Below are 24,421 nucleotides of genomic sequence, written 5' to 3'. Positions count from 1 at the left end.
TGAGGGAGGCCGGCCCCGTGCCGGCCTCCCGCAGGCGGCTCAGGTGTTCAGCGGCCGCCTGGCCACCGCGAGCAGGTGCGTCACCGGCCAGTCCAGCGGCTGCCCGTCGAGGCCGGTGAGCGAGGCGACGGGCGCGAGCCGGTGCTCGACGATCCAGTCGTTGCGCAACGCGCGCGACGCGACGTCCAGCTCCCAGCCGATGCCGGTGAGCAGCTCCCGCCAGTCGGCGTAGGCCATACCGCAGAACTGCTCGCCCATCTCGGGCAGCCAGTTGCCGGTGTAGTCCTTGCGGGTCAGGAAGTCCATCGCGTCGGCCAGCGACAGCCGCACCGCGTCCCCGGCCGTCTCCCAGGCGAACGGGAAGCGGTAGTCGACGGCGAACTGGTCGAACCGGGCCCGGGTGGACAGGCCCGCGACATACGCGGTGACCTCGGCGGGCGGCAGCGCGGCCAGGTCCCGGCGAGGCTCGGCGGGGTTCTGGCCGTCACCGCGTTCCAGGTGCAGCAACACCGGCCGCTCGCGCCCGTCCGGGCCGCACACGTCGCTGTTGATCCACACGCCGCCGGGCACGGTGTGGTCGTAGATAGCCTGCGCGAACGCGCGCAGCGACGCGTAGCGGTCGCCGTACGACCAGATCTCGTGGGTGAGCGCGAAGGTCAGCGTCGTGTCGACCGACCGGGGCGGCAGCACTGCCCCACCCAGCACGTTGCGGCGGTAGAAGAACACGTTCGGGTTGGTGAACGCGCCCTGCGCCTTCTTGTGCACGCACTCGTCGAACAGGTGCCGGGCCACCTCGACCCCGATCAGGTCGCTCTCCCGCAGCGCGGGCTCCCGGTCGGCCAGCTCCAGCACCGCCCCCGCGCCGCAGCCGATGTCCACGATGCGGCCCGGCCGCACGTGCTCGCGCACCGCCGCCCACTTGCGGGCCGCGCCGTCGGCGAACGCCTCGACGTAGGTCCGGTAGTCGCGCGTCGAGCTGAGCCCACCCTCGTCGCCGACGACCGGGTCGTTGACCACGGTGCGCACCGCCTCGGCCAGGCGGTAGCGGTCGAACACGTCGACGGTCGCCGGGTGCGCCAGCTCGCGCCACGTCTCGTCCCCGGCGGCCAGCCGCAGCAGCACGTCCCAGGGCCGCTCCGGCTCCGGCGACACCGCGCCCTCGACCGTGACGACCTTGAACCCGAGCAGCTCGTACAGCGCCGCCACCTCGGGTGTGGAGCAGGCCACCACGGTGTCGCCCGTGCTCAGCGCGAGTCCCGTGGCCACGGTGACGTTCTTGAGGGTCACCTCGGCGAACCGGTCCGTCGGCGCGGTGTCGAACACCGGCACGACCAGCGAGCGCAGGCCGGTCTGCGCGCTGAACCGCTCGATCGCCGCCTCGCGGCGGTGGTACGGCACCGGGTTGCGGCGCGTGTTCGCGTGGTTCGCCGAGGTCACCGCCCAGATCACGGTCGTCTCCGGCCCGGCCAGCTCGCTCAGGTAGCGGGCCTGGAACCGGGTGAGCACGTGGTGGCGGCCGGGGAACAGCACGAATTCCATGCCGCGTTGATACCGCATTCCCGCACGTCTACGGCACCCGGGTCACGCCTCCTTGCCCTGCCACCTGCCGTCGAGCGGCGTCATGCCGCCGCCCGGGTCCACGACTCGCAGTTTCGGGGAAAGCGCAGCCACGCCGACGCCCGAGCCTGCAGTTTCCCCGAAACTGCGGGCCAGGATGGGGCGCCCCACCGGCCCGGTTCAGCGGCCGGGGAGGCGTTTGCGGACTTCCTGGAGGACCCAGCCGTTGCCGTCGGGGTCGGTGAAGGTGGCGAAGGAGCCGTAGTCGGCCCGGTCCGGGTGCCGGCCGCTCTCCTTGCCCGCGAACCCGGGCGGGTAGGTGAAGTCGCCCTTGCCGTGTCCGTGCAGGAAGACCCCGGCGCCGTCGTGGAAGACCTCGCCGACCTCGATGCCGCGCTCCACCAGCTCGGCGCGGGCCGCCTCGATGTCCGGCACGATGAGGTAGATGCCCTGGAAGGAGCCCGGCTCGGCGGTGGTCATGCCCTTGCCGAAGATGATCGAGCACTCGGAGCCGGGCGGCGTGAACTGGATGCAGTGCCAGTCGTCGCTGGGCTTGGCCTCGATGTCCAGCCGGAAGCCCGCCTTCTCGTAGAAGGCCTTGGCGCGCGGCACGTCGGACACGGGGATCACGATGACTTCGAGTTTCAGATCCATCTGGGCAGCCCTCCTGCGCACGGCGCACACCGCACCGGGCGCCGCCGGATCACCTCGGAACATCCTCACGCTACGCGCCGCCATCGGGCGCAACGGCGGTAACGGCGAAGTCGCCGGCGGAATGCGAGTTCCGATTCCCGCCGGACTCGGCCCGGCCGGGCGACCAGACTCTCCCGCATGTACACCGTTCACGCCATTCCCGCCGAAGTCGTCGCCGAGCTGCTGAGCGCCGACGACGCCGGCCGCCCGCCCGAGCTGTCCGTCGACGCCGAGGGCGGCGCGCCGCTGCGCTGCTGCCTGCGCCGGGCCGCCCCCGGCGAACACCTCGCGCTGGTCGCGTACGAGCCGCTGCGCCGCTGGTCCGCCGAGACCGGGGCGGATCCGGGCCCGTATCTGGAGCGCGGGCCCGTGTTCGTGCACGCGCGCCCGTGCGGCGGCCCGGCCGCCGGTGAGCCCGGCTACCTGGGTGCGGCCGAGCGGGTGTTCCGCCGCTACGACCGGGACGGGCGCATCCTGGGCGGCCGCCGCATCGACCGTGGGGAGACGCACGGGGACGTGTTCGCCGAGATGTTCGCCGACCCGGCGGTGGCGCTGGTGCACGTTCGCGCGGTCGAGTACGGCTGCTTCCTATACGAGGCCCGGCGCGACGGCGTATGAGAAACGGCGGCGGCCCGCACCCGTGAGCCGCCGCCGTCCTGCCCCCTGGGTCAGCTGGCGCGGTACGCCCGGATGACGGTCTGGTCGATACCGCTGTCGGCCGAGCCCTCGGCCTTCACCCGCAGTGACACCGCCTGCCCGGCGGCGGGCATCGGCAGCCGCGCGGCGAACGACGCGGCGTCCTGCTGCCGGACCGGCACGGCCTGCCAGGTCGCGCCGTCGTCGAGCGAGGCCCACACCCGGAACGCGGTGACGTCCTGGACGGGCACGCCGTGTGCCTGCCGCACCGTGAACACGCTGGTCCCCGCCGTGGGATGGTTCGCCGCGTCCAGCGGCAGCGCGTAGTCCAGCGCGAACAGCGGCAGCGGCGCCCGGCCCGTGCCGGACGGGCCCGCCGAGCGGAACGTCCAGGCCGTGGTGACCCGGGTGGACACCGGCAGCACCGCGCTCAGGTCCAGGTCGTACCGGAGCCGGTAATCGGCTGCCGCCTGTGGGATCTCGAACTCCCCGAACGGCGCTCGCCGCTCGCCGACGAGCCTGCCGTCGCGGTGCAGGGTCAGCGAGGAGGTGGACTCGTCGCCGATCGGGAAGCAGCCGTAACGCTGGTGCTGGTCGGTCAGGTCCATCAACTCGATGTGCAGCATCCCGCGGGTGCGGAACGGCGCGGACGGCCGGCAGCCGCTGTAGGAGACCGCCGGGTCGTCGTACCAGTCGGTGCGCATCGGCTGGCGTACCCACACCAGGCTCTGCCGGCTGCCCGGCGCGTAGGTGCGCTGGGCCTCCTGCGTGACCATGTCGAACCCGGCCTCGCCCACGGGGTAGAAGGCCTCGTCGAGCCAGGCGAACCCGGGTGTCACGTAGTCGGTGCGCTGGGCGGGCAGGTGCTCCAGGACGGTCTCGGCGACGTACGCCCCGGTCGGGCTGAACCCGTAGCGCTTGTGGCTGACGTGCGTGTCCGGGATGTCCAGCAGGTGGAAGCGCTGGTCGATGCGGGCCAGCCGGGCCTGCTCGGCGGTGTCCACCCGGTAGTGCGGGTCGGCCGGGATGCCGTTGCCGAGCGGGCGGATCAGGTCGTACAGGTACGGGCTGGGCGCGTCGCCGGGCGCCGTCAGGCCGTAGGCGGCGTGCACGCTGAACGTGCCCGCGCCGGGCCCGGTCATCGGCACGGCGAACACGCTGCCCCGGGCCGCGTCGGCGCCCCACGCGAAGGCGAAGTCGGACCAGCCCGGGCCGCGCCGGGCCGTCTGCTCGTAGGTGATGCCGACCGTCACGGGCACGGTGTCGACCCCGTCGACCGAGGCCGTGACCGGCCGTGCGGCGGCGCCGTCGAAGACCAGTGCCGTGTCGGCGCCGATCACGACCTCGGGGTCGCCGGTGAGGCCCATCCGGGTGCTCTCCGGCCCGAGGTCCCACAGCGACGCCAGCACGCTGTAGCGCCCGGCGGGCACCCGCAGGACGACGGGCTCCCCTGGCTGGACCCCGACGTATTCGGCGAACAGGCTCGGGTCGTCGAGGTTCACCACCACGCCGAACGCGAAGACGTCGGCGTCCGCCGGCGCGTCCGGCAGCGGGACGGCGGTCAGGGTGAGGTCGTGGCTGCGCGGTTCGGCGTAGAAGGTGACCGGCGTGCGCGACACGACGGCGCCGCCCGCGGTGCGGGCCGTGACGACCGCCGTGTGCAGGCCGGGTCTGGCCGCGAGCCGGGCCCGGTCGATACGCAGCACGGTCGCGGCCCGGCCGCCGGGCGCCACGACGGCGTCCGTGGTGGACAGGGTCGCGGTGCCCGCCGGTGCGGCGGTGCCGTGCCGGTCGGTGACGGTCACGCCGAAGCGCAGGGTCTTGGCCGACGCCGACGTGTTCGCCCAGGACAGCGGCGCTTCCGCGGTGCCGGTCTGCGGGTGGGTGAAGGTGCCGAGCGCGACGATCGGCTGCTCGCTCACCACGCCGTGCAGGGGGCGGGCGGCGTTCAGGCGGCCGGCGCCCAGCTCGTACGGGTCGCCGCCGGTCAGCGGGTCGACCGCGCCGACCAGAGCGGCCTTGAGCTGAGCGGGCTTCCAGCCGGGGTGGCGCTGGGCGAGGATCGCGGCGGCGCCCGCGGCGTGCGGGGCGGCCATGGAGGTGCCGCTGAGGCTGGTGTAGCGCGCGTCGACGACGGTGCCGAGGCTGGTGCCCGCGGCGCGGGCCGCGACGATGTCGACGCCGGGCGCGACCAGCTCCGGCTTGGCCGCACGGGTGTTGACCAGCGGGCCGCGGCTGGAGAAGTCGGCGAGCGTGTCGCCGCGGTCGACCGCGCCGACGGTCAGCGCGGACGCGGCGGCGGCAGGCGAGGACACGGTGCCGCCGGACGGCCCGTCGTTGCCCGCGGCGACCACGAACAGGGTCCCGTGCTTGGCGGTCAGCTCGTCGAGGGCCAGCGACATCGGGTCGGTGCCGTCGCTGGGTTCCCACCCGCCGAGGCTCATGTTGACCACGTCGGCGCGCTCGGCGGCCCACTCCATACCGGCGATGACCTGGGAGTCCGTGCCCTCGCCGCTGTCGCCGAGCACCTTGCCGACCAGCAGCCGGGCGCCGGGGGCCACGCCGCGGCGCTGACCCTCCGCGGCCACGCCGCTGCCCGCGATGGTCGCGGCGACGTGGGTGCCGTGCCCGTGGCGGTCGGCGGCGTCGCCGTGCTCGACGGTGAAGTCGGCCCGGGCGGCGATCCGGCCCTGCAGGTCGGGGTGGGTGAAGTCGGCGCCGGTGTCCAGCACCGCCACCTTGACGCCCTGGCCGGTGTATCCGGCGGCCCAGGCCTGCGGGGCGCGGATCTGGCCGAGGTTCGCGTCGAGGCCCACCGCGCTGGTGGACTGCGCGGTCGCGCGCACCCGGTGATCCAGCCAGATGTGGGTGGACGCGGCGGTCTTCCGGGTCGTGGCCGGTGTGCGAGCGGTGGCGGCCTGCAGGGCGCGGATCAGGTCCGGGCCCTTCGCCTTGGGCTGGCGGGCGGCCACGGCCGCGATGCTGGGCAGCGAGCGGGTGACGCGCAGCCCGGCGGCGGGCGCGGCCAGGCGCTGGTCCGGCTGCTCGGCCTGGCGGACGATCAGCGGCAGCTCCTTGCTCCGCGCGTCGTCGTGGCCCTCGAGGATCAGCGTGGTCACGTCGAAGAGGGACGCGTCGAGGACCGGGCCGATCAGCCCGGCGACCCGGCCGGGGACGACCCGCACGTGCCCGTCGGGGCCGCAGCTGCGGTCGAGCACGCCGTGCGGGTCGGCCGGCCGCACCGTGACCGCCGGGCAGCCGGTGGCGTGCGTGCGGACGGTGACCACGTCACCGGTGAGCAGCGTGACCGTGTACGTGCGCCCCGACGGCAGCACCGCCGGGGCGGCGGCGGTCGCCGGTGCCTGCCGCAGGGCGCCGCCGAAGCCGGACAGCGTGACGACCAGCGCCACGGCCATCAGCAGGCTGAGACTTCGCGTTCGTCGTACGTTCACATCGAACCCCCATCCGTACGGAGCCCGCGTCCGGCGGTCGGACGCGGGCCACGTACTAACAACGGGTCCTATGTGGTCGATGGTTGTACGGCCGCCGTGATCAACTGGTCAGGCGGAAGGTGGCGTCGGCCCGTGCCTGCGTGGTGGTGATCTGGTCGAGCCGCAGCAGATAGTTGTAGTGGCGGATGTAGCGGTCCGGGTGGTTGTAGGACTGGTACGACGACCAGGTGCTGTCGGCCAGTCCGGCGACCTGCTTGAACGTGGCGTCCGCCGCGAACGTCGCGGTCCCGTCGTTGGGCGCGAGCACGAAGTCGTAGTTGCTGTGCCGCAGGTAGTAGCCCGGGTAGTTCACCGACTCGAACGAGACGTACCCGGAGCTGTTCGCCAGGCCGGGCACGGGCCGGAACTGGGCGTCCTGGGCCGGGCTGACGTTGGCGTCGATGCGCACGTCGAGGTTGACGTGGCGCACGTAGCGGGTCTGGAAGTTGTACGACTGCAGCCGCCGCACCGCCACGCTGCTGCCCCACCTGGCCAGCACCCGGCTCGACTCGGCGGCGGTCAGGTTCATGATCGAGCCGTGGCGCTTGCGGCTGGTGCCGAGGCTGTAGTCCGTGCGGGTCTGGAAGTTGCCCGTGCTGCCGAGGTTCGTCGAGGTGATCGGCATGTAGCCGCGGCCGGTGGCGTACTGGTCCAGCCAGAGCGCCCACTCGTTGCGGCCGTTGAACTGCATCCACATCGGGCCCTCGACCACGTTGCCGCCGCCGGTGCCGTTGGAGATGCCCATGTGCGCCAGGTTGCCGATGTTCGTCCAGGTGCCCAGGACGGAGTTGCTCGCCTCGACGGTGATGTGGCCGTCGGCCGAGGCACGGTAGTAGCGGTAACCGCCGACGCTGTTCGGCACCTCGATGATCTGCGTGTCGATGATGCCCTGCCCCGCGCCGCGGTCGATGTAGAGCTGCGGGGCGGTGAAGGAGCGGAAGTCGCTGGTGCGCACGTAGTAGATGCGGTGCTTCTTGACGCCGTTGAGGGTGGCGTTGGTGGCCCAGTAGACGACGTAGTCGCCGGTGGCGGCGTTGTAGACGGCCTCGGGCGCCCAGGCGTCGCCCGCGCCGGAGATGGCCCCGGCCACGTTCAGCAGCCGCGGCGCGGACCAGTTGACCAGGTCGGTGGACTCCCAGACGACGAGCGACCTGCTGCCCGCGTTGGCGGCGTCGCTCCAGGAGGTGCCGCTGGCGATGCGCAGGTCGGTGGCGATGATCCAGTAGCGGTCGCCGGCGGGCGAGCGCACGATCGCGGGGTCGCGCACGCCGCGGGTGCCGACGGTGGACAGCAGCACCGGGCCGCCGCTGTTCAGGTCGGTCCAGCGCAGGCCGTCGGTGCTGTGGGCGAGGTAGATCTGCTCGCCGTTGGCCGTCTCGCCGGTGAAGTGGACCATCAGGTAGCCGGTGAACGGGTCGAGGGCGGCGGCCGGTCGCGGCGCCGTCACCGACCAGGAGACGAGGATCAGGCAGGCGAGGGCGAGCAGGGTGCCCAGCCTGGTGCGGGATCGTGACATGGGACGGTTCTCTCCTTGGGGGGCGGGAGGGGGTCAGAGGGTCGGCACGACCGGGCGGATCGTGCCGTCGGCGTTGAACTCCATGCGGTCGACGGCGGTCTCGCGGTTGGTGCCGTTGCCGGCGGGCACGGCGAAGCGGTGGTACGCGATGTGCCAGGTGTCGGTGCCGGGCAGCTGCACGACCGAGTGGTGGCCGGGGCCGCGGATGCCGGCCTCCAGGCGCTTGCTCAGGATGACGCCGCGCTTGGTCCACGGTCCGAGGGGCGAGGTGCCGGTGGCGTACGCGACGCGGTAGTCCTCGCTGCGGGTGTCGTTCTCCGACCACATCAGGTAGTAGGTGCCGTTGCGCTTGAACACGAACGGCGCCTCGTTGTACCCGGACGGGGTGATGGTGCGCACCTGCGCGGCGTCGTACGAGATCATGTCGGTGTTGAGCGGCACCACCCGCGCCACGCCCTGCCCCCAGTAGAGGTAGGAGCGGCCGTCGTCGTCGGTGAAGACCATCGGGTCGATCGCCTGCCCGCCGCTGAACTGCGCGCTGGTGACCAGCGGCCGCCCGAGCGCGTCGCGGAACGGCCCGGCCGGGCTGTCGGCCACGGCCACGCCGAGCTGCTTGGCGGTGTTGCCACTGGCCGCGCCGCCGCTGAAGTAGAGGTAGTAGCGGCCGTTCTTGGCCGCGACGGCCGGGGCCCAGGCCGAGTCGTCGGCCCAGGAGACGTCCGGCCCGTGGTCGAGGATGACGCCGTGGTCGGTCCAGTTCACCAGGTCGGCCGAGGAGAACGCCTTGTAGTAGGTGCCGCTCCAGCCCGCGTACCCGTCGGTGGTCGGGTAGAGGTAGTAGCGGCCGCCGAAGTACGCGACATGCGGGTCGGCGAACAGGCCCGGGATCACCGGCCCGGCGGTCGTCTTCGGCGCCCACGGCGCGGTGATCCGGAACGAGCTGTCCGCCCGGAACGCCGCGGTGTCCTGGTAGGCGTCCAGCCACAGCGCGAAGTCGCGATGCCGGATGCGCCGGGACGGGTAGTTGTACGAGGTCAGCGACACCGAGCCGGCGGTGGACCCGTCCACGGCGCAGAACGTCGCGTCGGCCCGGAACACCGCGTCACCGGTGTTCGCGTCGATCCGCAGCCGGTAGTCGCGGTGCCGCAGGAACAGCCCGCCCTTGGTCTGGAACGAGTGGCAGGACGGCGAGGCGAGCCCGTTGACCACGGTGAACGTGGCGTCCTGTTTGACCTGCGCGGTGCTGGCCGAGGTGACCGGGTCGATCCGGCCGAGGGAATCCAGGTGCCGCACGTAGCGCCCGGCGTAGTTGACGGTCTCCAGCGACCGGGCGCCGGTAGGGAGCGTCGCCGCGTAGGCCGGCGCTCCCGTCGACACCACCACGAAGCCCGCCATCAGGGCGGAAAGTGCCAGCATGGAGCGAAATCGCATAGTCGATCTCCTATGTTAGCGCTCACATTTCGGCCCGATACTTCGCGGTGAGTCGAAATGGTTTCGGGTTGCAGGAAGTGTCAACACTGCCGAAACCATTGTCAAGCATCAGATCGAAGATCCTGCGTACGGCCATGGGAGCCGATCCACGAAGGACCGGCTCCCACGAAACGCGCGGTACTCAGGACGGGCGGCCCTTTGCGTAGAGCCACTTGTCGAAGAACGCGGCGAGCTGCTGCCCCGAGGTCTGCTCGGCCAGCGCGATGAAGTCGGCGGTGTTGGCGTTGCCGTCGCGGTGCTGCTGTGTCCAGCTGCGCAGGATCTTGCCGAAGGCCTCGTCGCCGACGAGTTTGCGCAGCGCGATCAGGGTCATGCCGCCGCGCTCGTAGACGCTGTCGGAGAAGATCTCCTCCCGGCCCGGGTCGCCCGGCGGCACCTCCCACAGGTCCGACTTACGGTCGGCGTAGCGCCGGTCGTACTGCTGCTGCAGGGTCGGCCCCCCTTCGTGCTCCAGCCACAGCCACTCGGCGTAGGTCGCGAAGCCCTCGTTGAGCCAGATGTCCTGCCAGGTGGCGAGCGAGACGCTGTCGCCGAACCACTGGTGCGCCAGCTCGTGCGCCAGGATCCCGGTGTCCGGGCCGTCCTCCCAGGTCGCGGCCGTATACACGGGCCTGGTCTGGCTCTCCATCTCGTCCTCGACCCGGCGGTCGGCCACCACGATGCCGCCGTACGCGTCGAACGGGTACGGCCCCGCGATCGTCTCCAGGAAGTCGGCGACCTCCGGGGTGCGCGCCAGGTTCTCGTCCGCCTCGCCCACCGGGACCTTGGCGGCGATCGCTGTGATCATCGGCTTGCCCTTGTGCTGGCCCTGGACCACCCGGTATCTGCCCACGGCCATCAGCGCCAGGTAGGACGCCATCGGCGAGGTGACCTGCCACTGCCAGGTGTTCCAGCCGTCGGCCTGCTCGCTGCGCCCGCGCAGCAGCCCGTTGCTGATGCCGCTGTAGCCGGCCGGCACGGTCAGCTCGATGTCGTAGAGCGCCTTGTCGCTCGGGTGGTCGTTGACCGGGAACCAGGCCGCCGCCGACTGCGGCTCGCCCACCGCGACCGCGCCCCGGCGGCTGGTGAAGAACCCGTTGTTCTCCGCGTCCTTGTCGGGGGTGTCGGCGGGGCGGCCGCCGTACGCGATGTCGGTGGTGAACACGGCCCCCTTCGCTATCGGCGCCTGCGGCGTGATGATCAGCTCGTCGCCCTCCCGGGTCGCCTCGGCCGGCTGGCCGTCGACGGTGACCGTGGCGACGGTCAGGCCGTAGAGGTCGAGGTGGAAGCGGTCGAGCGGCTGGGTCGCCGTCGCCCGTACGGTGTTGGTCCCGTCGAGGCGGCCGCTGGACGGATCGAACCTGACCTTGAGCCCGTAGTGGGCGACGTCGTAGCCGCTGTTGCCGTAGGTCGGGAAGTAGGGGTCGCCGACGCCGGCCAGGCCCTGGTCGGACGCCTCCGGCTGGAGCAGGGAGCAGCCGGTCAGCAGCAGCGCGGGCGCGACGAGGGCCGCCCACATCTTACGGGCATTTCGCATGTGAACACGGTAAGCCAGGCAAAGCATCTCGTTCCGGACAGTGGCGAAGCTGGGAGCAACCTGTGATCCCAAACCGACACCGCGTTCTGCGATCATCTTCGGCATGGTCGACGAGATCGATGGCGTGTGCCTACCGGCCGCGGTACGGGCCCTGCGCGCGGCCGGGTTCGACCCGGTGCTGCGCCCGGCGCCCCGGCGCTCGCACACCGCGCCCCCACCGGCCGGGGCGTGGATCCCCATGCCGGGCGAGGACGCGTACGCCGTCGTGACCATCACCTCGCTCGCCGCGGGAGCCACCCCCGGCACCTGGGAGCAGGCGGCCGGCTCGGACGGGTCACCACGGCTGCCGGGATACCGGGTGGCGTTCCACGAGTGTCCGTACCGGACGCGCGGCCACGGCTACGCCAGCCCCGTCGCGGACCTGCACACCCCCTCCGCGGAGGAGGTCGCGGCCCAGGTCCGCGAGTGGAGCCGGTGGCAGTCGACCTGGTCGGTCGTCCCGGCGACGACGCCGTGGGCGCGCCGGGAGCGCTGGCTGGACCGGCTGGTGCGGTCCAAGCTCGCCTCGGCCGGCATACCCGTCGCGGTGGACCTCGATCCGCTGATGGTGGCGCTGCTGGACCGCGAGCAGGAGGCCGCGCTCCGGGCGGACCTGGATGCGCTGTTCGCCCCCGGCATCGCCTGGCGCTTCCCGCGCGACCGGACCGGCGCCCGCCTGGCCACGAGGACGCAGGTGCTGCTGCGCGAGTGCGCCCCGCCCACGCACCCCCTCGGCAAGGGACTGTGGCTGGTGGCGGACGGTCCCGCGCCGCGCGCCGAGGCGGCGCTCACGATCCGGCTCGCCCAGGTGCGCGGGCTCGCCCGGCCATACCGGTGGGACACCCACCCGGAGTTCTGGCGCGCCGGGACCGGCACGCTCGACCGGCTGTGGGGCCTCGGCGGCGACACCACTGCCGAGCTTGCCGCGCAGGTCGCCGCCATGCTGGAGGCGGGGCACGCCATCACCGCGCTGGACGCCTGCGGCGTGACACTGGATCCCAGGTCACGGCGGCTGCTGTCCGGGCTGCCCGACAACTTCGAGCTGCGCCGGTGGACCGACCGGTGGGTGGCGAACGCCTGCGAGGTCCTCTACAGCGCGGCGCCGTGGACGTGGCGGGATGCCGTCACGCCCAAGCGGCGGCCGCAGCGCCTGGCCTCGCTCGGCGGGTTCAACCCCAGCCGCCGCCCCGGCCTGTTCCTGGCCCACCGCAAGGGCGCCGCGCACCTGAGCTTCGACCAGAGCGCCAGCCCGCTGGTGCTGGCCCGGGCCCGCTGGCAGCGGGACCACGACTACGACCTGGTCCGCCATGGCAAGATCACGGCAGCGCAGATCCCCATGCCGCAGCCCTGACGCGGCAGAGCCGACAAGGATCCACGGTATGTCCCACGAGAAGGCCGGACCGCTGGCCGGAGTACGCGTCGTCGAGCTGGGCGGCATCGGCCCCGGCCCGTTCTGCGGCATGATCCTGGCCGACCTCGGCGCGGACGTGGTCCGCGTCGACCGGCCGGCCGAGCACGGCGGCGCCTCGATGCACCCGATCCTGCACCGCGGCCGCCGCTCGATCACCGTTGACCTCAAGCGGCCGGCCGGGGTGGAGCTGGTGCTGCGGCTGCTCGACGAGGCCGACGCGCTCATCGAGGGCTTCCGGCCCGGCGTCACCGAGCGCCTCGGCCTCGGCCCCGACGCCTGCCTGGCCCGCAACCCGCGCCTGGTGTACGGCCGGATGACCGGCTGGGGCCAGGACGGCCCGCTGGCGCAGACCCCCGGGCACGACATCAACTACATCGCCCTCGCGGGCGCGCTGTCGGCGATCGGCCCGCGCGACGGCGACCCGGCGGTGCCGCTCAACCTCGTCGGCGACATGGGCGGCGGCGGCCTGCTGCTGGCGCTGGGCATCACCGCCGCGCTGCTGGCGGCCCGGCAGACCGGCCGGGGCCAGGTCGTCGACGCCGCGATGACCGACGGCACCGCGATCCAGCTCGCCCTGATCCACGGGCTGCTGCGCACCGGCCTGTGGCAGGAGGGCCGGGAGGCCAACCTGTTCGACGGCGGCGCCCCGTTCTACCGGACGTACCGGACCGCCGACGGCGGCCACCTCGCCGTGGGCTGCGTCGAGCCGCAGTTCTACTCGGCCATGCTGGACGTGCTCGGGCTCGCCGACGACCCGCTGCTCACCGGCCAGCACGACCGTGCCGCCTGGCCGGACATGTGTGCTCGCCTGGGCGCGGTCTTCGCGACCCGGACCCGTGGCGAGTGGACGGCCGTCTTCGACGGCACTCAGGCCTGCGTCACCCCCGTACTGGACTTCGCCGAGGCCGCGTCACATCCGCACAACGCGGCGCGCGGCACCTACCGGCGCACCCCCGACGGCCTGCCCGAGCCCGGCGTGGCGCCCCGCTTCCTGGGCACTCCCCCGGCGGAGCCCCGGCCGGCGCCGGAGATCGGCCAGGACACCGACGAGGTGCTGCGCGCATCCGGCGTCGACGCCGCGCAGCTCACGGCGCTCCGCGCGGCCGGCGTCATCGGCGGCGCCGTCTCTTGACCAACTGACCGTCTCACGGTCGCTACGACGCCGACTATCCGTGTTTCGGGTCAGAAACTGCGGTCCAGCCGCACTTTCTGACACAAGACGGCGATCTTGACACCGTGCCGGACGGCCGATCCCGGCGGAACCGCCGTCCGGGCCGGGCGTCTGCGGGAACAATGCGACATACGAGGGCAGGCGCTGCCCGCCGGGGGTTGGTGTGTCCGCTTCGCTGGTGTTCCTGGGTCACTCGACGGTGCTGCTCGAGATCGGCGGCGTCCGGGTGCTCACCGACCCGGTGCTGCGCGGGCGCCTGCTGTTCCTGCGGCGGCACGCCGCGCCGGTGGCGGTGGGCCACTACGCCGAGGTCGACGCGGTCGTGCTGTCGCACCTGCATCACGACCACTGCGACCTGCACTCGCTGGCCCTGCTCGGGCGCGACGTGCGCCTGATCGCGCCGGACGGAGCAGAGGGCTTCCTGCGCAAACGCGGGTTCCGGCGGGTCGTCACGCTCGCGGCAGGTCAGTCCCATCAGGTCGGGCCGGTGACGGTGACCGCGACCCCGGCGGTGCACGACGGGCGGCGCGAGCCGTTCGGGCCCCGGGCCGCCGCGGTCGGCTATCTCGTCGGCGACGGGCAGACCGTCGCGTACTTCGCCGGGGACACCGATCTGTTCGCGGGTATGCGCGGCCTGAGCCCGGACCTGGACCTCGCGCTGATCCCGGTGTGGGGCTGGGGCCCGAACCTCGGCCCCGGCCATCTGGACCCCGAGCGCGCCGCCGACGCCGTCGCGCTGCTGCGCCCGCGCCGCGCGGTGCCCGTGCACTGGGGCACGCTGTTCCCGTACGGCCTGCGCCCCTTCTTCGCCGACCGGCTGCGTTCGCCCGCGCGCGCGTTCGCCGCCGCCGTCGCGGCCCGGGGGCTGCCGACCGAGGTGGCGCTGCTCGCGCCGGGCAGCGGGCTGACGTGGCACCCGTGACCGGCCTGCGGCCCGCGCTCAGCCAGCTGCGGCTGGCGATCCCCGTGCTGCTGCTCGACTGGGCGGCGCTGGGCATCACGATCGCCGTCACGCCGGGGCTGTCGGCGCACACCGGCTGGGACGTGCTGCTCGCGGCGGTGCTGCTCGCGGTCGCCGCCGCGCTGCTGCGGCCGCTGTTCGCGGCGTTCGCGGCCCGGCTCGGCTGGGCGGGGGTCGTCGCGGGCTGGCTGCTGACCCAGGCCCTGCTCGTCTACCTGGCCCTGTCCGCCGCCCCGAACATCGAGGTGGACGGCTTCTGGCCCGCGTTCTGGGGCTCGTGGATCTACTCCGCCCTGGTCAGCGCCGGAATGTGGGTCGTCACCGCGGGCGACAACTCGGCCGTGCTGGCGCACCTGCTGCGGACCACCCGCAGCAGCCGCCGCGAGGCGCTGCGCACGACCGTGCCCGGGGTCGTGATCATCCAGATCGACGGCCTGTCGGCTCCGCTGGCCCGCTGGGCGATCCAGGCCGGCAACCTGCCCGCGCTCACCCGCTGGATCCGCTCGGGCAGCCACCGGCTGGCCGAGTGGCACGCGCAGCTGCCGGCCACGACTCCGGCCAGCCAGGCCGGGCTGCTGCACGGGGCGAGCGCGCACGTGCCCGCGTTCCGCTGGCTGGAGAAGGAGACCGGCCGGCTCGTCGTCACCAACCACCCGCGGGACGCCGAGTACGTCGAGCGCGGTTTCTCCGACGGGCGGGGGCTGCTCGCCGACGGCGGGGTGAGCCTGAGCAACGTGTTCTCCGGCGACGCGCCGGTCAGCCTGCTGACCATGAGCACCGTGGCGCGCGAGGGGGCGCGGCGCGGGCCGACCCGGGAGGTCAGCACGTACCTCGTGGACCCGTTCGGGCTGACCCGGTCGCTGGTGCTGACGATCGGCGAGATGATCAAGGAGGTGTTCCAGGCCCGGCGGCAGCGGGCCCGTGACATCGAGCCCCGGGTGCACCGCAGCGCGTCGTACGTGGCGCTGCGCGGGGTGACCAACGTGCTGCTGCGCGACCTGAACCTGACCCTGATCGCGGAGCACATGATGCGAGGCGCGCCGGTGATCTACTGCGACTTCGTCGACTACGACGAGATCGCCCACCACGCGGGGCCGACCCGGGCCGAGTCGCTGGCCTCGCTGGACGGCATCGACTGGGTGCTGGGCACGCTGGAGCAGGTCGCGGCGGACACGCCCCGGCCGTACCACTTCGTGGTCCTGTCCGATCACGGGCAGAGCCAGGGGGCGACGTTCCTGCAGCGCCACGGCCTGACCCTGGAGGCCCTGGTCCGGCGGCTGATGTCGGGCGAGGATGCGGACGTGGCGGGCGCGCCGGAGAACGAGCAGTGGGGCCGGGTGCGCGCCCTGCTCACCGAGATCAGCGGCGAGCGGCAGGTCGTCGGCAGGCTGACGTCGAGCATGCTGGAGGCGCATGAGGAACCGGCCGAGCCCGCCCCGGCCGAGGACGTGGACCTGGTCGTGGTCGCGTCCGGCAACCTGGGCATGGTGTATCTGGCCCGGGAGCGCCGCCGGCTGACCGTGGAGGAGATCGAGGCGCGGCACCCGAACCTGCTCACCGGCCTGGTCGCCCATCCCGGGATCGGGTTCGTGATGGTCCGGTCGGCATCGCGCGGGGCCGTCGTGCTCGGCCGGGACGGGGTGCACCACCTCGCCGACGGGCGGGTCGACGGCACGGACCCGCTGGCCGCGTTCGGCCCGTACGCGGCGGCCGACCTGGCCCGGCACGACACGCTGCCGCACGTCGGCGACATCGTGCTCAACAGCCCGCTGGACACCTCGACCGACGAGGTGGCCGCGTTCGAGGAGCTGGTCGGCTGCCACGGCGGGCTGGGCGGCTGGCAGACCCGGCCGGTGCTGATCCACCCCGCGGCGTGGCCCGCCCCGGACGAGATCATCGGCGCCGACGCGGTGCACCGGCAGCTCGTACGCTGGCTGGAGGATCTCGGCCAGCGCACCCGGCCGGCGCCGCCGGTCAGGTGACCGCGCCGGCGGCCTTGGTTAGCATGAAGTCCAGCCTTGCCAGCAGGTGACGGGCGACCTGCTCGCCGGTGGTCCACTCCAGCGCCGGGTCCGGACGCGGTTCGTTGCGCATCGCCTCGCCCATCAGCCGCCACAGCTCGGCCGTGGGGACCGTGGCCTCGGCGTGCACGGTCATGCCCGCCGCGCTCATGGCCTTGACCCGCAGCCCGAACGAGTCCGGGTAGGAGACCGCCGGGTGGGTCATGGCCAGCACCGGGATCCGGTTCCACACCAGGTCGCAGGTGACGGTGCCGTTGGCGTTGGTCACCACCAGGTCCGCCGCGGCGTAGTACGTCTCGGGCTCGGCGGTGAACCCGGCCCAGACGACGTCCCCGGCCCGCTCGGCGGGGACCTCGCAGAACGGCTCCCCCAGCACGAACAGGCGCTGTCCGGCCGGTGCGTGCGCCAGCCAGGTGCGCACGGTCAGCTCCGCGATCGCCGCGTTGTCGGCCATCTTCGTCATGCCGCCGACGGTCAGCACGGCGATCGTGTCCGCGGCCGCCAAGCCGAGCGCCGAGCGCGCCGCGGCGCGGTCCACGCCGAACTCCCCCACCACGGGGCCGAGCGCCTGGATCGGGGTGCGTACACCGAACGGGCCGGGGTGCGCGGCGGAGAAGTCGAGCAGCAGGATCTCGCCCGCCTGGTCCAGGAGGTGATCGGACTCCGGGGCCCCGAGTTCGGAGTAGAACCAGTCGGTCAGCAGGATGGCCCGCCGGCCCCACCGCTTGGCGCAGTACACCAGCGACCACACGACCTCGTCCGCGACGACCAGGTCGTACGGCTCCCGCTGGTCCAGCAGCTCCCAGACGCGCTTGCCCGCCGCCGGGGACATGTCCTCGTGGTCGCCGATGCCCATGTCGGCGAAGGTCTCGCCGTAGAGCTCCAGGTAGACCGCGGCGCTGCCGGAGGCCATCACGTCCACGGCCACGTCGGGCCGCAGGGCGCGCATGGCCCGGACGATGCGCAGGTCCCGGGCGGCGTGCCCGAAGCCGTGGCCGCGGGCCAGGAACAGCACTCGTGGTGCGGAGCTCATGTCGTCGTCTCCTCGATCCGGCGGCGGTGCAGTTCCAGGGTGCCCAGGACGGCGGTGAACGGCGGCGGCCCGTACGCGTCGTCGCGGCCGGTGGTGAAGCTGCGCACCGGCACGGGCGGCAGCACGGTGACGGTCGGCCGTGCCGCGAGCGCGGCCACGTGACCCTTGGTGACGGGGCTGTCCCAGCCGCCGGGCGGCAGCGCCGGGGCGACCACCACGGGCGCGGCGCTGCAGCCGATCGCGAGCAGGCTGGGCGAGTCGGCCAGCCCGAGCGCGAGCCGGGCCAGGTAGTTCAGGCTGGCCGGATACACCAGGATGGCCTGTGCCCACTGCTGCAGGGTCACGTGCACGGCCTCGGCGACCGGCGTGGGCCACTTGTCGACCAGGGCGGGCCGGCCGGTGATGGAGCCGGTGGCGGCGGGGGTGACGAACTGCAGCGCCGAGCGGGTCAGCACGATCTGCGTCTCCAGCTCGGGGTAGGCGGTGCGCAGCCAGACCAGGTCGCGCGGCAGGAACGCGGCGTTGAGGGAGCCCGCCGCCACCAGCAGCAGCCGCCGGAAGCCCAGGGGCGGCAGCCTCGGGTCGGTCGAGGCGATCCGTTCGTCGGTCACTCGTCCTCCCCCGGCAGGGATCCGATCACGATCTCGCCCACGGCCGACACCTCGTCCGGGTCCAGGCCGGTCGCCTCGGCGAAGTCGGCGGCGTCCCCGGTGCCCACGGCGCACGCGCCGAGGCCCATCGCGGTGGCGCACAGGTACACCGACTGCAGCACCACGCCCGCGTTGCGCAGCGTCAGCGAGTACGCCAGGTCGCCGTACTTGCCGGAGTTTCGGCCGAACCGGGCCGCCAGGCTGATCAGCACCGGCGGCACGGACTCCCGGTTGATCGCCAGGTACGCGGCGTTGACCAGCCGGACCAGCGGCACGGTGTCCCGGTTGACCACCGCCAGCGCGTGCCGGTCGGGCAGGTAGCGGTAGATGCCCGGGGCCAGCTCCCGGCAGGCGCGGACCGCCACGTAGTAGTCGAGTTCGTGCATGGCCCCGGCCGACGGCACCGGGCGCAGCGTGTGCGCGTAGAGGCGCTGGTCGTCGGGGTCGGGGGTGACCCGGCGCTGGATCCGCGCCGTCCGGTAGAGCAGCTCGCCCAGCTGGGCCACGGTGAGCGGCGCGCGGCCGAAGCGGCGCACCGAGCGGCGGGTCTCCATGACCTCGGCCAGCGGCGGGTCCGTGCGCCGCAGCGCGGCCAGGTCCGGCACGGGCAGCGGGATGTCGGTGTCGGCGGCGGGCGCCGCGGGCGGCTCGTCCAGGCTGCGCACGGGCACTGCACGCGCGTCGACCAGGCCGCCGCGGCTGCGGATGTGCGCCCACGCGGCGTGCGGCGCGCGGCCGGTCTCGGGTCCGGGCGGACCCGCCAGACCTACCGCTGCCAGCAGCCGCACCAGCTCCAGCCCGCCCGGAGCGAGCCCGCCGGCCGCCTCCGGTGTGGTGGGTGCGCACAGCCCGGCCACCACCGCGGCCAGCGCGGGCCGGTGCAGCTCGACGACGGTGCGGTCGCGGGCGGATTCCACCACGGCCCGCTCCCCCGAGCGGCGCAGCAGCGCGTACGGCGACAGCTGCACCGGCTCGTCCAGCGCGAGGTCGGCATCGGGCCGCAGGGCGGCGAGGCGGGAGTGGACGCGGGCGGTGGCCACGTCACCGTGCGCGTCGGCGCAGCCCAGGGTGAGCACGCCGCTGGTGACGAGCCGCCGCGCCAGCGCGTCGCAGCGTGCGGCATCCAGCGGCAGTTCGTCGCGGACCTGCTGCCAGGTCAGCGGCCGGTCCAGCGCGCGCAGCAGGGCGGCCACCGTGCCGTCGGCGTCGTGCAGCGCCACCGGCTCGTGGTCCGCGCCGGTGAGCAGCACGTCGGCGGTGCCGGTGGGCGCGACGGTCAGCCGGTCGCCGCGGCGCAGCGTGATCATCGCCGCCACTTCTCCCGGGCGTGGCGGTAGCCTGCCCAGACGGCGTCGAGCACGAACTCGGTCAGCGGCTCGGCCAGTTCGTCCAGCACGTCGCGGGTGGCGACGGGGTGCAGGTGCGCCTGCGGCAGCGTGGCGAAGGTCCGCCGCACCACGGGGTCGGCCAGCAGCTTCTCCAGGGCCGCCTCGTCGGCGGCCGGGAACCGGCTGGGCAGCGGGGTGCCGTCCGGGTGGTAGACCCGCACGGCCGGCCCGGTCAGGCACGCGCCGACCGAGAACGGCGTCAGCCACAGCCGGTCCAGCAGCGGGTCGGCGAGCCCGGGATGACGCCGCCGCCACCGGTCGGTGTGGACGCGGGCCAGCGCCGTCACGGCCGCCGCGTCGAGGCCGGTGTCGGTCAGCCACTGCTCGGCGGACCGGATCGACCAGGGCAGCCCGCCGTCCTCCAGCTGCTTGCGCAGCGCCAGGAACGGCAGCGAGCCGAACCCGCCCATCTGGTAGTGCGCGAACGTCGGCAGCACGTCGGCCAGCGCCAGTGGCTCGACGGCCGGGGCCGGAGGCACGTCGTCGGCGAAACACATCGCCCGGCGCGGGCCCTGCTCGGTGTTGCCGGTCAGGCTGTCGGGCGAGTCGTGGTCGATGAGGTTGGGCACCCGGCAGATGGCGGCGATCTGCCGGCTGCGCAGGAAGGTCATCAGCGAGACGTCGTCCTTGGGGATCCAGTCCCGCTGGTTGCGGACGGCGGCCGCGCCGAACTCGCGGGCGATCACGGCGGGGAGCACCAGCGCGACGCTGGGCACGTACTCGTCCACCACCCCGGCCCAGTTCGCCCCGGCCAGGGCGGCCAGGCGCAGGTGGTGGGCGGTCATCGAGGTCCACTCGGTGAACAGCGACAGCGCCGCCTGCGGGTACTGCGCGATGGCGGCGTGCACGGCCTCGGCGAACCCGGCGCACGGCACGGCGTCGTCCTGCAGCACCAGGTGGTGGGTGGCGTGTTCGGGCGCGAACGACCACGCGACGGCGGCGGTGCGCAGGGACGAGGGCGCTCCCTGCGGGTCGGGGTCGACGACGATGTCCGGCTTCAGCTCGGGCAGCCGGTCGGCGAGCGCCTCGGCGAGGGCGAGCCGGCTGGGGTGCGCCATGATCACGGTGGACAGCTGGTAGTCGGTCATCGCGCTTCCTTGCCGGTGACGGTGGTGAGGTGGGTCAGCGAACTGTTCACAGTGGTCAGCGGCCAGGCCGTGGTCTCGTCGTCGTACGCCACCCGCACGAAGCGCGGGCCGAGCCGCACCGCCAGGTGCCGGGAGACGACACCCGCGGCGATCCCGAGCCGTCGGTACGCGCCGGGTGAGGCGGTCGCCGGGCCGCCGAGCAGCACCGCCACGTCCGCGTCGACATGCGCGAGCGGCGGCTGGAGCCGGTGCAGGCACCCGGCCGAGTCCAGGCAGTACGTGCCCGCGGGAAGGTCGCCGAACCGGTGCACGACGACGCAGGCGCTCAGCGGCTCCGGCGTGGCGGCCAGCGCGTCGAGCACCCAGGCGCCGAGGTCGTCGGGAGGTGCTGGGAGCGGACCGGCGAAGTCGAGCCGCAGCGCGTCGTCGAGGGCGGTGTCCCTGGGCTGGACGGGCATCAGGACCGCCTCGGGTAGATGCCCGCCACGGCGGCGAGGTGTTCGCCGCCGGGGTGCAGTTCGAGCAACTCCGCCAGCGCCGGGTCGAGGTCGTCGGCCTGCACGACCTCGCAGTCGGCTGCTGCGGCGGTGAGCGAGGCCAGCGCGCGGCCGGTGGCGAGGAAGGCGCGGCGCAGGCTCTGCTCGGCGAAGGCCGGGGTCAGCCGGGCGGTGGCGGCGACGTACACGAGCACGGCCGCCGGTGCCTCCCGCAGTCCCGCAACGGGCCGGCAGGCCTCGAGGTCGCCGCGGGTCGCGATGAGGGTCTGCGCGGTCGGCGACCAGCGGTACACCGGGTGCGGCAGGCCCGCGACGCCGAGCAGGTAGGTGTCGGCGTACGGCCGCGCCGTGGCCGCCGGGAGCAGCGGGTGCAGCCAGGCCGGTGCGTCGCTCAGCGGGATGCGGGGCGAGGTGGCCAGGTCGAGGTCGGCGGTCGTGGGCACCGACCGGGCATCCCGGGCCTGCTCCGGCACTCGCCGGTTGAGCCACTCCAGCCGTGCGATCAGGCCGTCGCCGGTCATGGCGCAGGTCTCGCAGCCGGCGGCTGGCGTCACCTCGTACACGCTGCGGCGCAGGTCCGTGGTACCGATCCGGTGCAGGCGGCGCGTGGTGACCGGGGTGGACAACCCGGTGAGGAAGCTGATCACCTCAGCCGTTGCCAGCGCGCTGAGCAGCTGCGCCGCGCCCGTGTCCGTGCTGTCGGCCGCGCGGGCGGTGACCGCGCCCGGCGCACCGGGCGACCACGTCGGCCGGGGCACCTGCTCGAAGCAGTCCGGGCAGCCGGTGTCCGGCCCGGCGAACAGCGGCCCGAGTTCGACGCCGTCGCCGTCCCCGCCGAGGCGCAGCACAGGCACTCCGGTGGCGGCGGCCTCGGCAAGCCGGTCGTCGGTGGCGACGGCCAGCGCCGCCGTTCCGGTGGGCTCACGCGTGACGGTGCCGACGCCGGACTGCGCCAGGTCGGCGGCGATGAGGTCGCCCAGCGGATCCGCTGCCGCGACGATCACGGTGGCCGCCGCGAGCTTCTCGCGCACCGTCGCGGGCTGGTGCCCACTTCCACTGGCGGCCAGTGCGCGGGAGAGGAACGCCTCGGCGGGGTCGGCACGGTCCACCGGTCCGTCGTGGAGCAGGCCGCTGCGGTGCAGCAGGGCGACCGCCTGGGCGAGCTGCGCGACCGGCAGTGCGGCCGCCTCCGCGACCGCGGCCAGGCTGGTCCGGCCGTCGAGCAGTGGCAGCAGCACGGGCAGCAGCTCGTGCGCGGCGGCGCCGGTGAACAGGCGGCGGGTGCGGCCGCCCTCGACCAGCAGCCCGTCGCCGGTGCTGACGACGGCGAGCCCGGCCGCCGTCGCGGGATGATCCAGCCGGGTCATCGGGCTGCTCCTTCCGGCAGCCGCGCCGCGGTCGCCGCGAGGACCGCGGCCAGCCCGGCGTCGCCGCCCCAGGTGTCGGCGGCACCGCAGCGGGGACAGCCGTGCCGGGCGATGAGATCGGCCCGGTTCACCGTCATGGTGGCCAGGTCGGCCATGGTGGTCATGCCCGGCTGCGGGTTCTGGAGCAGGAGCCGGATCAACCCCTCGGCCATCCGGACGTGGTGCGGCAGGTGGCCGTACACCCCGAGGGTGTCGTCGGCGCGGTATGCGGCCAGCAGGTCGGCGCGGTGCCGCGACTTAGGGTCGTGCTGCTCACGGCGGAACAGGTAGCAGTCGTAACAGGGCCCGCCAGGGGCGAGCCAGGGTCCGGCGACCAGCAGCGGATGGTCCAGCACCACGGGGAGCCAGCCGATGCCCACGCGGCGGGCCAGCTCGTCGAAGCGCTGCGCCCGGTCCGGTTCGGGCCGCCAGGACACGAGCACCAGGGCACGGGCGGCGCCGGGCTCGGGCCGGTCGGCGTCGAGCGCGGTCGCGCCCCCGGCCAGCAGGCGGGCCTGCACGGCACGGCCGAACTCTCCGACGGCGGCGACCGCCGTCTCCCTCAGGCGAACGGCTGCGGCCACGGGTTCTGCTCCTGCTCCGGGGAGGCCGGCACGCCCATCGCGGCCGGCGCCTCGATCAACCGCGGATGGGCGCGGAACTGGACCAGCGGCGACAGCGACATGGGCTGCAGCTGCGGCACGACCACGGTGAGCGCGACCAGGCCGACCCGGCGCAGCTCGGCCGACGTGCGGTCCACGCACACCGCCTGCGCACCGATCCGGCGCAGCCGCTCCAGCACCAGCACGATCGCCTGCTGCGGGTCGTCGGGCAGCTCCAGGCACCGGTCCGAGACGGGCCGCCGGTCGAGGTCCTCGGTGAGGAACGCGAAGGCCTCGGCGCGCTCCGCCACCGCCATGTAGCGGGCGCCGTCCATGACGCCGCCGAACTTCGCGTAGTCGGTGACCGGTGCCTCGCCGTGGTGGAACAGCTGCCGGATGTTGAGGATCTCGATGAGGGCCTTCTGCGCCGCCTCCGCCAGGGTGCGGCCCGTGCCCGCCCCGACCACGCTGGCTGCCTCGGGGTCGTGGGGCGCCTGCTGCAGGGCGTACACCGTCGGGACGCCCACGTCGGTGGTGGCGTTGAACAGCACGTTGTTCAGGAAGCGGCGGCGGCCGTGGTCGAGCAGCTCCCGCACCTGCGGGCTGATCGAGGCGGGCCCGAGCAGGGGCAGCCGCAGCCGCCGGAGCCAGGTGACGGCGATGGCGTCGCGCTCGACGACCTCCAGCAGCCCGCCCAGCACCGCCCGCGCCGGCTCCACGTGCACGGCGTGCCCGGTGGAGATCTGGTGGACGAAGCGCTCGGCGGGCTCGGGGTGCAGGCCGTAGCAGGCCATCACGGCGGGCACCCAGGTCGGTTCGCCGGTCATCAGGTCGGTGCCGCGCAGCCAGCGGATGACGGCGTCCGGATCGGGCGGGACGGCCCGGCAGTCCGGATGCGCGTACTCGGCCTCGGAGCAGCGGGGCAGCCGGGTCAGGTCGATCGCGGGGCCGGGCAGCTCGGCGGCGCGGGCCCGGACGGTCTCCGCCTCCGGGTAGCTGCCGACGTAACGCTCCGCGGCTTCGGCGATCGCGATCGTGTCGGCCAGGGCGGCGTCGAAGCTGCGCCCGGTGCCGACCTGGGGGTTGTTGTCGTGGTGGCCGATGTGCGAGTCGCCGCTCGACGCCACCACGTGGCTGAGCCCGTCGAGCCCGCGGTCCGGCAGCAGCGGCCGCAGCCCGCTGACCACGCCCAGCGGGCTGACCAGTGCACCGAGATCGACGCTCATGACCCCTCCCCCGGGACGACGTCCGATA

19 protein-coding genes are annotated in these 24,421 nt (G+C 73.9%); 5 read left to right on the top strand and 14 right to left on the bottom strand.

From position 1 onward, the window contains the following. Positions 1-39: 39 nt before the first annotated feature. Positions 40-1,539: a class I SAM-dependent methyltransferase gene (locus tag CS0771_RS24650; protein ID WP_244871004.1), complete on the bottom strand. Its 1,500-nt coding sequence runs from the start codon at positions 1,537-1,539 to the stop codon at positions 40-42. A gap of 198 nt (positions 1,540-1,737) precedes the next feature. Continuing rightward, on the bottom strand, positions 1,738-2,211 hold the full coding sequence (locus CS0771_RS24645; RefSeq protein ID WP_212843217.1) for a VOC family protein: 474 nt from the start codon (positions 2,209-2,211) through the stop codon (positions 1,738-1,740). Between the two features lie 177 nt (positions 2,212-2,388). Here CS0771_RS24645 and CS0771_RS24640 point away from each other — a divergent pair, with 177 nt between their 5' ends. Continuing rightward, the gene (locus CS0771_RS24640) at positions 2,389-2,868 is read left to right on the top strand and encodes a DUF1203 domain-containing protein (RefSeq protein WP_212843216.1); all 480 of its coding nucleotides are present in this window, start codon (positions 2,389-2,391) and stop codon (positions 2,866-2,868) included. Positions 2,869-2,918: 50 nt separating this feature from the next. Here the strand turns inward: CS0771_RS24640 and CS0771_RS24635 are convergent, their stop codons facing one another. The 4 genes from CS0771_RS24635 to CS0771_RS24620 all read right to left on the bottom strand — a co-directional run bounded on the left by CS0771_RS24635 (position 2,919) and on the right by CS0771_RS24620 (position 10,900). Continuing rightward, entirely contained in the window at positions 2,919-6,338 is a 3,420-nt protein-coding gene (locus tag CS0771_RS24635; protein ID WP_244871003.1) for a S8 family serine peptidase, read from the bottom strand. Positions 6,339-6,438: 100 nt separating this feature from the next. Next, entirely contained in the window at positions 6,439-7,893 is a 1,455-nt protein-coding gene (locus CS0771_RS24630) for a glycoside hydrolase family 43 protein (RefSeq protein ID WP_212843215.1), read from the bottom strand. 33 nt (positions 7,894-7,926) lie between these two features. Beyond that, positions 7,927-9,324, bottom strand: a complete 1,398-nt coding sequence (locus CS0771_RS24625; RefSeq protein WP_212843214.1) for a family 43 glycosylhydrolase — start codon at positions 9,322-9,324, stop codon at positions 7,927-7,929. Positions 9,325-9,505: 181 nt separating this feature from the next. Next, entirely contained in the window at positions 9,506-10,900 is a 1,395-nt protein-coding gene (locus CS0771_RS24620; RefSeq protein WP_212843213.1) for a M1 family metallopeptidase, read from the bottom strand. A 103-nt stretch (positions 10,901-11,003) separates the two neighbouring features. On the opposite strand from CS0771_RS24620, the gene CS0771_RS24615 reads away from it, so the two are divergent. The 4 genes from CS0771_RS24615 (at position 11,004) to CS0771_RS24600 (ending at position 16,464) form a co-directional block, all read left to right on the top strand. Beyond that, the gene (locus CS0771_RS24615) at positions 11,004-12,290 is read left to right on the top strand and encodes a hypothetical protein (RefSeq protein ID WP_212843212.1); all 1,287 of its coding nucleotides are present in this window, start codon (positions 11,004-11,006) and stop codon (positions 12,288-12,290) included. Between the two features lie 28 nt (positions 12,291-12,318). After that, positions 12,319-13,482 carry a CaiB/BaiF CoA-transferase family protein gene (locus tag CS0771_RS24610; RefSeq protein WP_212843211.1) on the top strand — a complete coding sequence of 388 codons (1,164 nt, stop codon included), beginning with the start codon at positions 12,319-12,321 and terminating at the stop codon, positions 13,480-13,482. Positions 13,483-13,684: 202 nt separating this feature from the next. Beyond that, a complete protein-coding gene (locus CS0771_RS24605) occupies positions 13,685-14,443 on the top strand; it encodes an MBL fold metallo-hydrolase (RefSeq protein ID WP_212843210.1) in 759 nt (252 codons plus the stop codon). Beyond that, on the top strand, positions 14,440-16,464 hold the full coding sequence (locus CS0771_RS24600) for a phage holin family protein (protein WP_244871002.1): 2,025 nt from the start codon (positions 14,440-14,442) through the stop codon (positions 16,462-16,464). Before CS0771_RS24605 ends, CS0771_RS24600 begins: the two co-directional genes overlap by 4 nt. Here the strand turns inward: CS0771_RS24600 and CS0771_RS24595 are convergent. From CS0771_RS24595 to CS0771_RS24560, 8 genes are read right to left on the bottom strand one after another with little or no spacing between them, the layout of a single operon-like run. Next, positions 16,457-17,536 carry a hypothetical protein gene (locus CS0771_RS24595; protein WP_212843209.1) on the bottom strand — a complete coding sequence of 360 codons (1,080 nt, stop codon included), beginning with the start codon at positions 17,534-17,536 and terminating at the stop codon, positions 16,457-16,459. The genes CS0771_RS24600 and CS0771_RS24595 overlap by 8 nt on opposite strands. Beyond that, complete coding sequence (locus tag CS0771_RS24590; RefSeq protein ID WP_212843208.1) at positions 17,533-18,147, bottom strand: flavoprotein; 615 nt, start codon at positions 18,145-18,147, stop codon at positions 17,533-17,535. Before CS0771_RS24590 ends, CS0771_RS24595 begins: the two co-directional genes overlap by 4 nt. Continuing rightward, positions 18,144-19,493, bottom strand: a complete 1,350-nt coding sequence (locus CS0771_RS24585; protein WP_212843207.1) for a SagB family peptide dehydrogenase — start codon at positions 19,491-19,493, stop codon at positions 18,144-18,146. The genes CS0771_RS24590 and CS0771_RS24585 overlap by 4 nt, the downstream gene beginning before the upstream one ends. Further along, the gene (locus CS0771_RS24580) at positions 19,490-20,662 is read right to left on the bottom strand and encodes a hypothetical protein (RefSeq protein ID WP_212843206.1); all 1,173 of its coding nucleotides are present in this window, start codon (positions 20,660-20,662) and stop codon (positions 19,490-19,492) included. The genes CS0771_RS24585 and CS0771_RS24580 overlap by 4 nt, the downstream gene beginning before the upstream one ends. Further along, on the bottom strand, positions 20,659-21,120 hold the full coding sequence (locus CS0771_RS24575) for a hypothetical protein (protein WP_212843205.1): 462 nt from the start codon (positions 21,118-21,120) through the stop codon (positions 20,659-20,661). The genes CS0771_RS24580 and CS0771_RS24575 overlap by 4 nt, the downstream gene beginning before the upstream one ends. Then, positions 21,120-22,526: a hypothetical protein gene (locus CS0771_RS24570; RefSeq protein WP_212843204.1), complete on the bottom strand. Its 1,407-nt coding sequence runs from the start codon at positions 22,524-22,526 to the stop codon at positions 21,120-21,122. Before CS0771_RS24570 ends, CS0771_RS24575 begins: the two co-directional genes overlap by 1 nt. Next, positions 22,523-23,149, bottom strand: a complete 627-nt coding sequence (locus tag CS0771_RS24565) for a TOMM precursor leader peptide-binding protein (protein WP_212843203.1) — start codon at positions 23,147-23,149, stop codon at positions 22,523-22,525. Before CS0771_RS24565 ends, CS0771_RS24570 begins: the two co-directional genes overlap by 4 nt. Continuing rightward, positions 23,128-24,393: a YcaO-like family protein gene (locus CS0771_RS24560; protein ID WP_212843202.1), complete on the bottom strand. Its 1,266-nt coding sequence runs from the start codon at positions 24,391-24,393 to the stop codon at positions 23,128-23,130. The genes CS0771_RS24565 and CS0771_RS24560 overlap by 22 nt, the downstream gene beginning before the upstream one ends. Positions 24,394-24,421: the final 28 nt, after the last annotated feature.

Origin of the sequence: Catellatospora sp. IY07-71 (assembly GCF_018326265.1) — a bacterium.
Lineage (GTDB): Bacteria > Actinomycetota > Actinomycetes > Mycobacteriales > Micromonosporaceae > Catellatospora.
Note: the sequence above shows the minus strand (reverse complement) of the source record. Positions and strands in the feature narration are given on the sequence as shown.

Bases quoted from the DNA above. Each gene is read 5' to 3' on its own strand.
- CS0771_RS24595 (WP_212843209.1), bottom strand. From the start codon at position 17,536: ATGAGCTCCGCACCACGAGTGCTGTTCCTGGCCCGCGGCCACGGCTTC.
- CS0771_RS24620 (WP_212843213.1), bottom strand. From the start codon at position 10,900: ATGCGAAATGCCCGTAAGATGTGGGCGGCCCTCGTCGCGCCCGCGCTG.
- CS0771_RS24650 (WP_244871004.1), bottom strand. From the start codon at position 1,539: ATGGAATTCGTGCTGTTCCCCGGCCGCCACCACGTGCTCACCCGGTTC.
- CS0771_RS24610 (WP_212843211.1), top strand. From the start codon at position 12,319: ATGTCCCACGAGAAGGCCGGACCGCTGGCCGGAGTACGCGTCGTCGAG.
- CS0771_RS24585 (WP_212843207.1), bottom strand. From the start codon at position 19,493: ATGATCACGCTGCGCCGCGGCGACCGGCTGACCGTCGCGCCCACCGGC.
- CS0771_RS24560 (WP_212843202.1), bottom strand. From the start codon at position 24,393: ATGAGCGTCGATCTCGGTGCACTGGTCAGCCCGCTGGGCGTGGTCAGC.
- CS0771_RS24630 (WP_212843215.1), bottom strand. From the start codon at position 7,893: ATGTCACGATCCCGCACCAGGCTGGGCACCCTGCTCGCCCTCGCCTGC.
- CS0771_RS24640 (WP_212843216.1), top strand. From the start codon at position 2,389: ATGTACACCGTTCACGCCATTCCCGCCGAAGTCGTCGCCGAGCTGCTG.
- CS0771_RS24580 (WP_212843206.1), bottom strand. From the start codon at position 20,662: ATGACCGACTACCAGCTGTCCACCGTGATCATGGCGCACCCCAGCCGG.
- CS0771_RS24645 (WP_212843217.1), bottom strand. From the start codon at position 2,211: ATGGATCTGAAACTCGAAGTCATCGTGATCCCCGTGTCCGACGTGCCG.
- CS0771_RS24625 (WP_212843214.1), bottom strand. From the start codon at position 9,324: ATGCGATTTCGCTCCATGCTGGCACTTTCCGCCCTGATGGCGGGCTTC.
- CS0771_RS24575 (WP_212843205.1), bottom strand. From the start codon at position 21,120: ATGCCCGTCCAGCCCAGGGACACCGCCCTCGACGACGCGCTGCGGCTC.
- CS0771_RS24570 (WP_212843204.1), bottom strand. From the start codon at position 22,526: ATGACCCGGCTGGATCATCCCGCGACGGCGGCCGGGCTCGCCGTCGTC.
- CS0771_RS24615 (WP_212843212.1), top strand. From the start codon at position 11,004: ATGGTCGACGAGATCGATGGCGTGTGCCTACCGGCCGCGGTACGGGCC.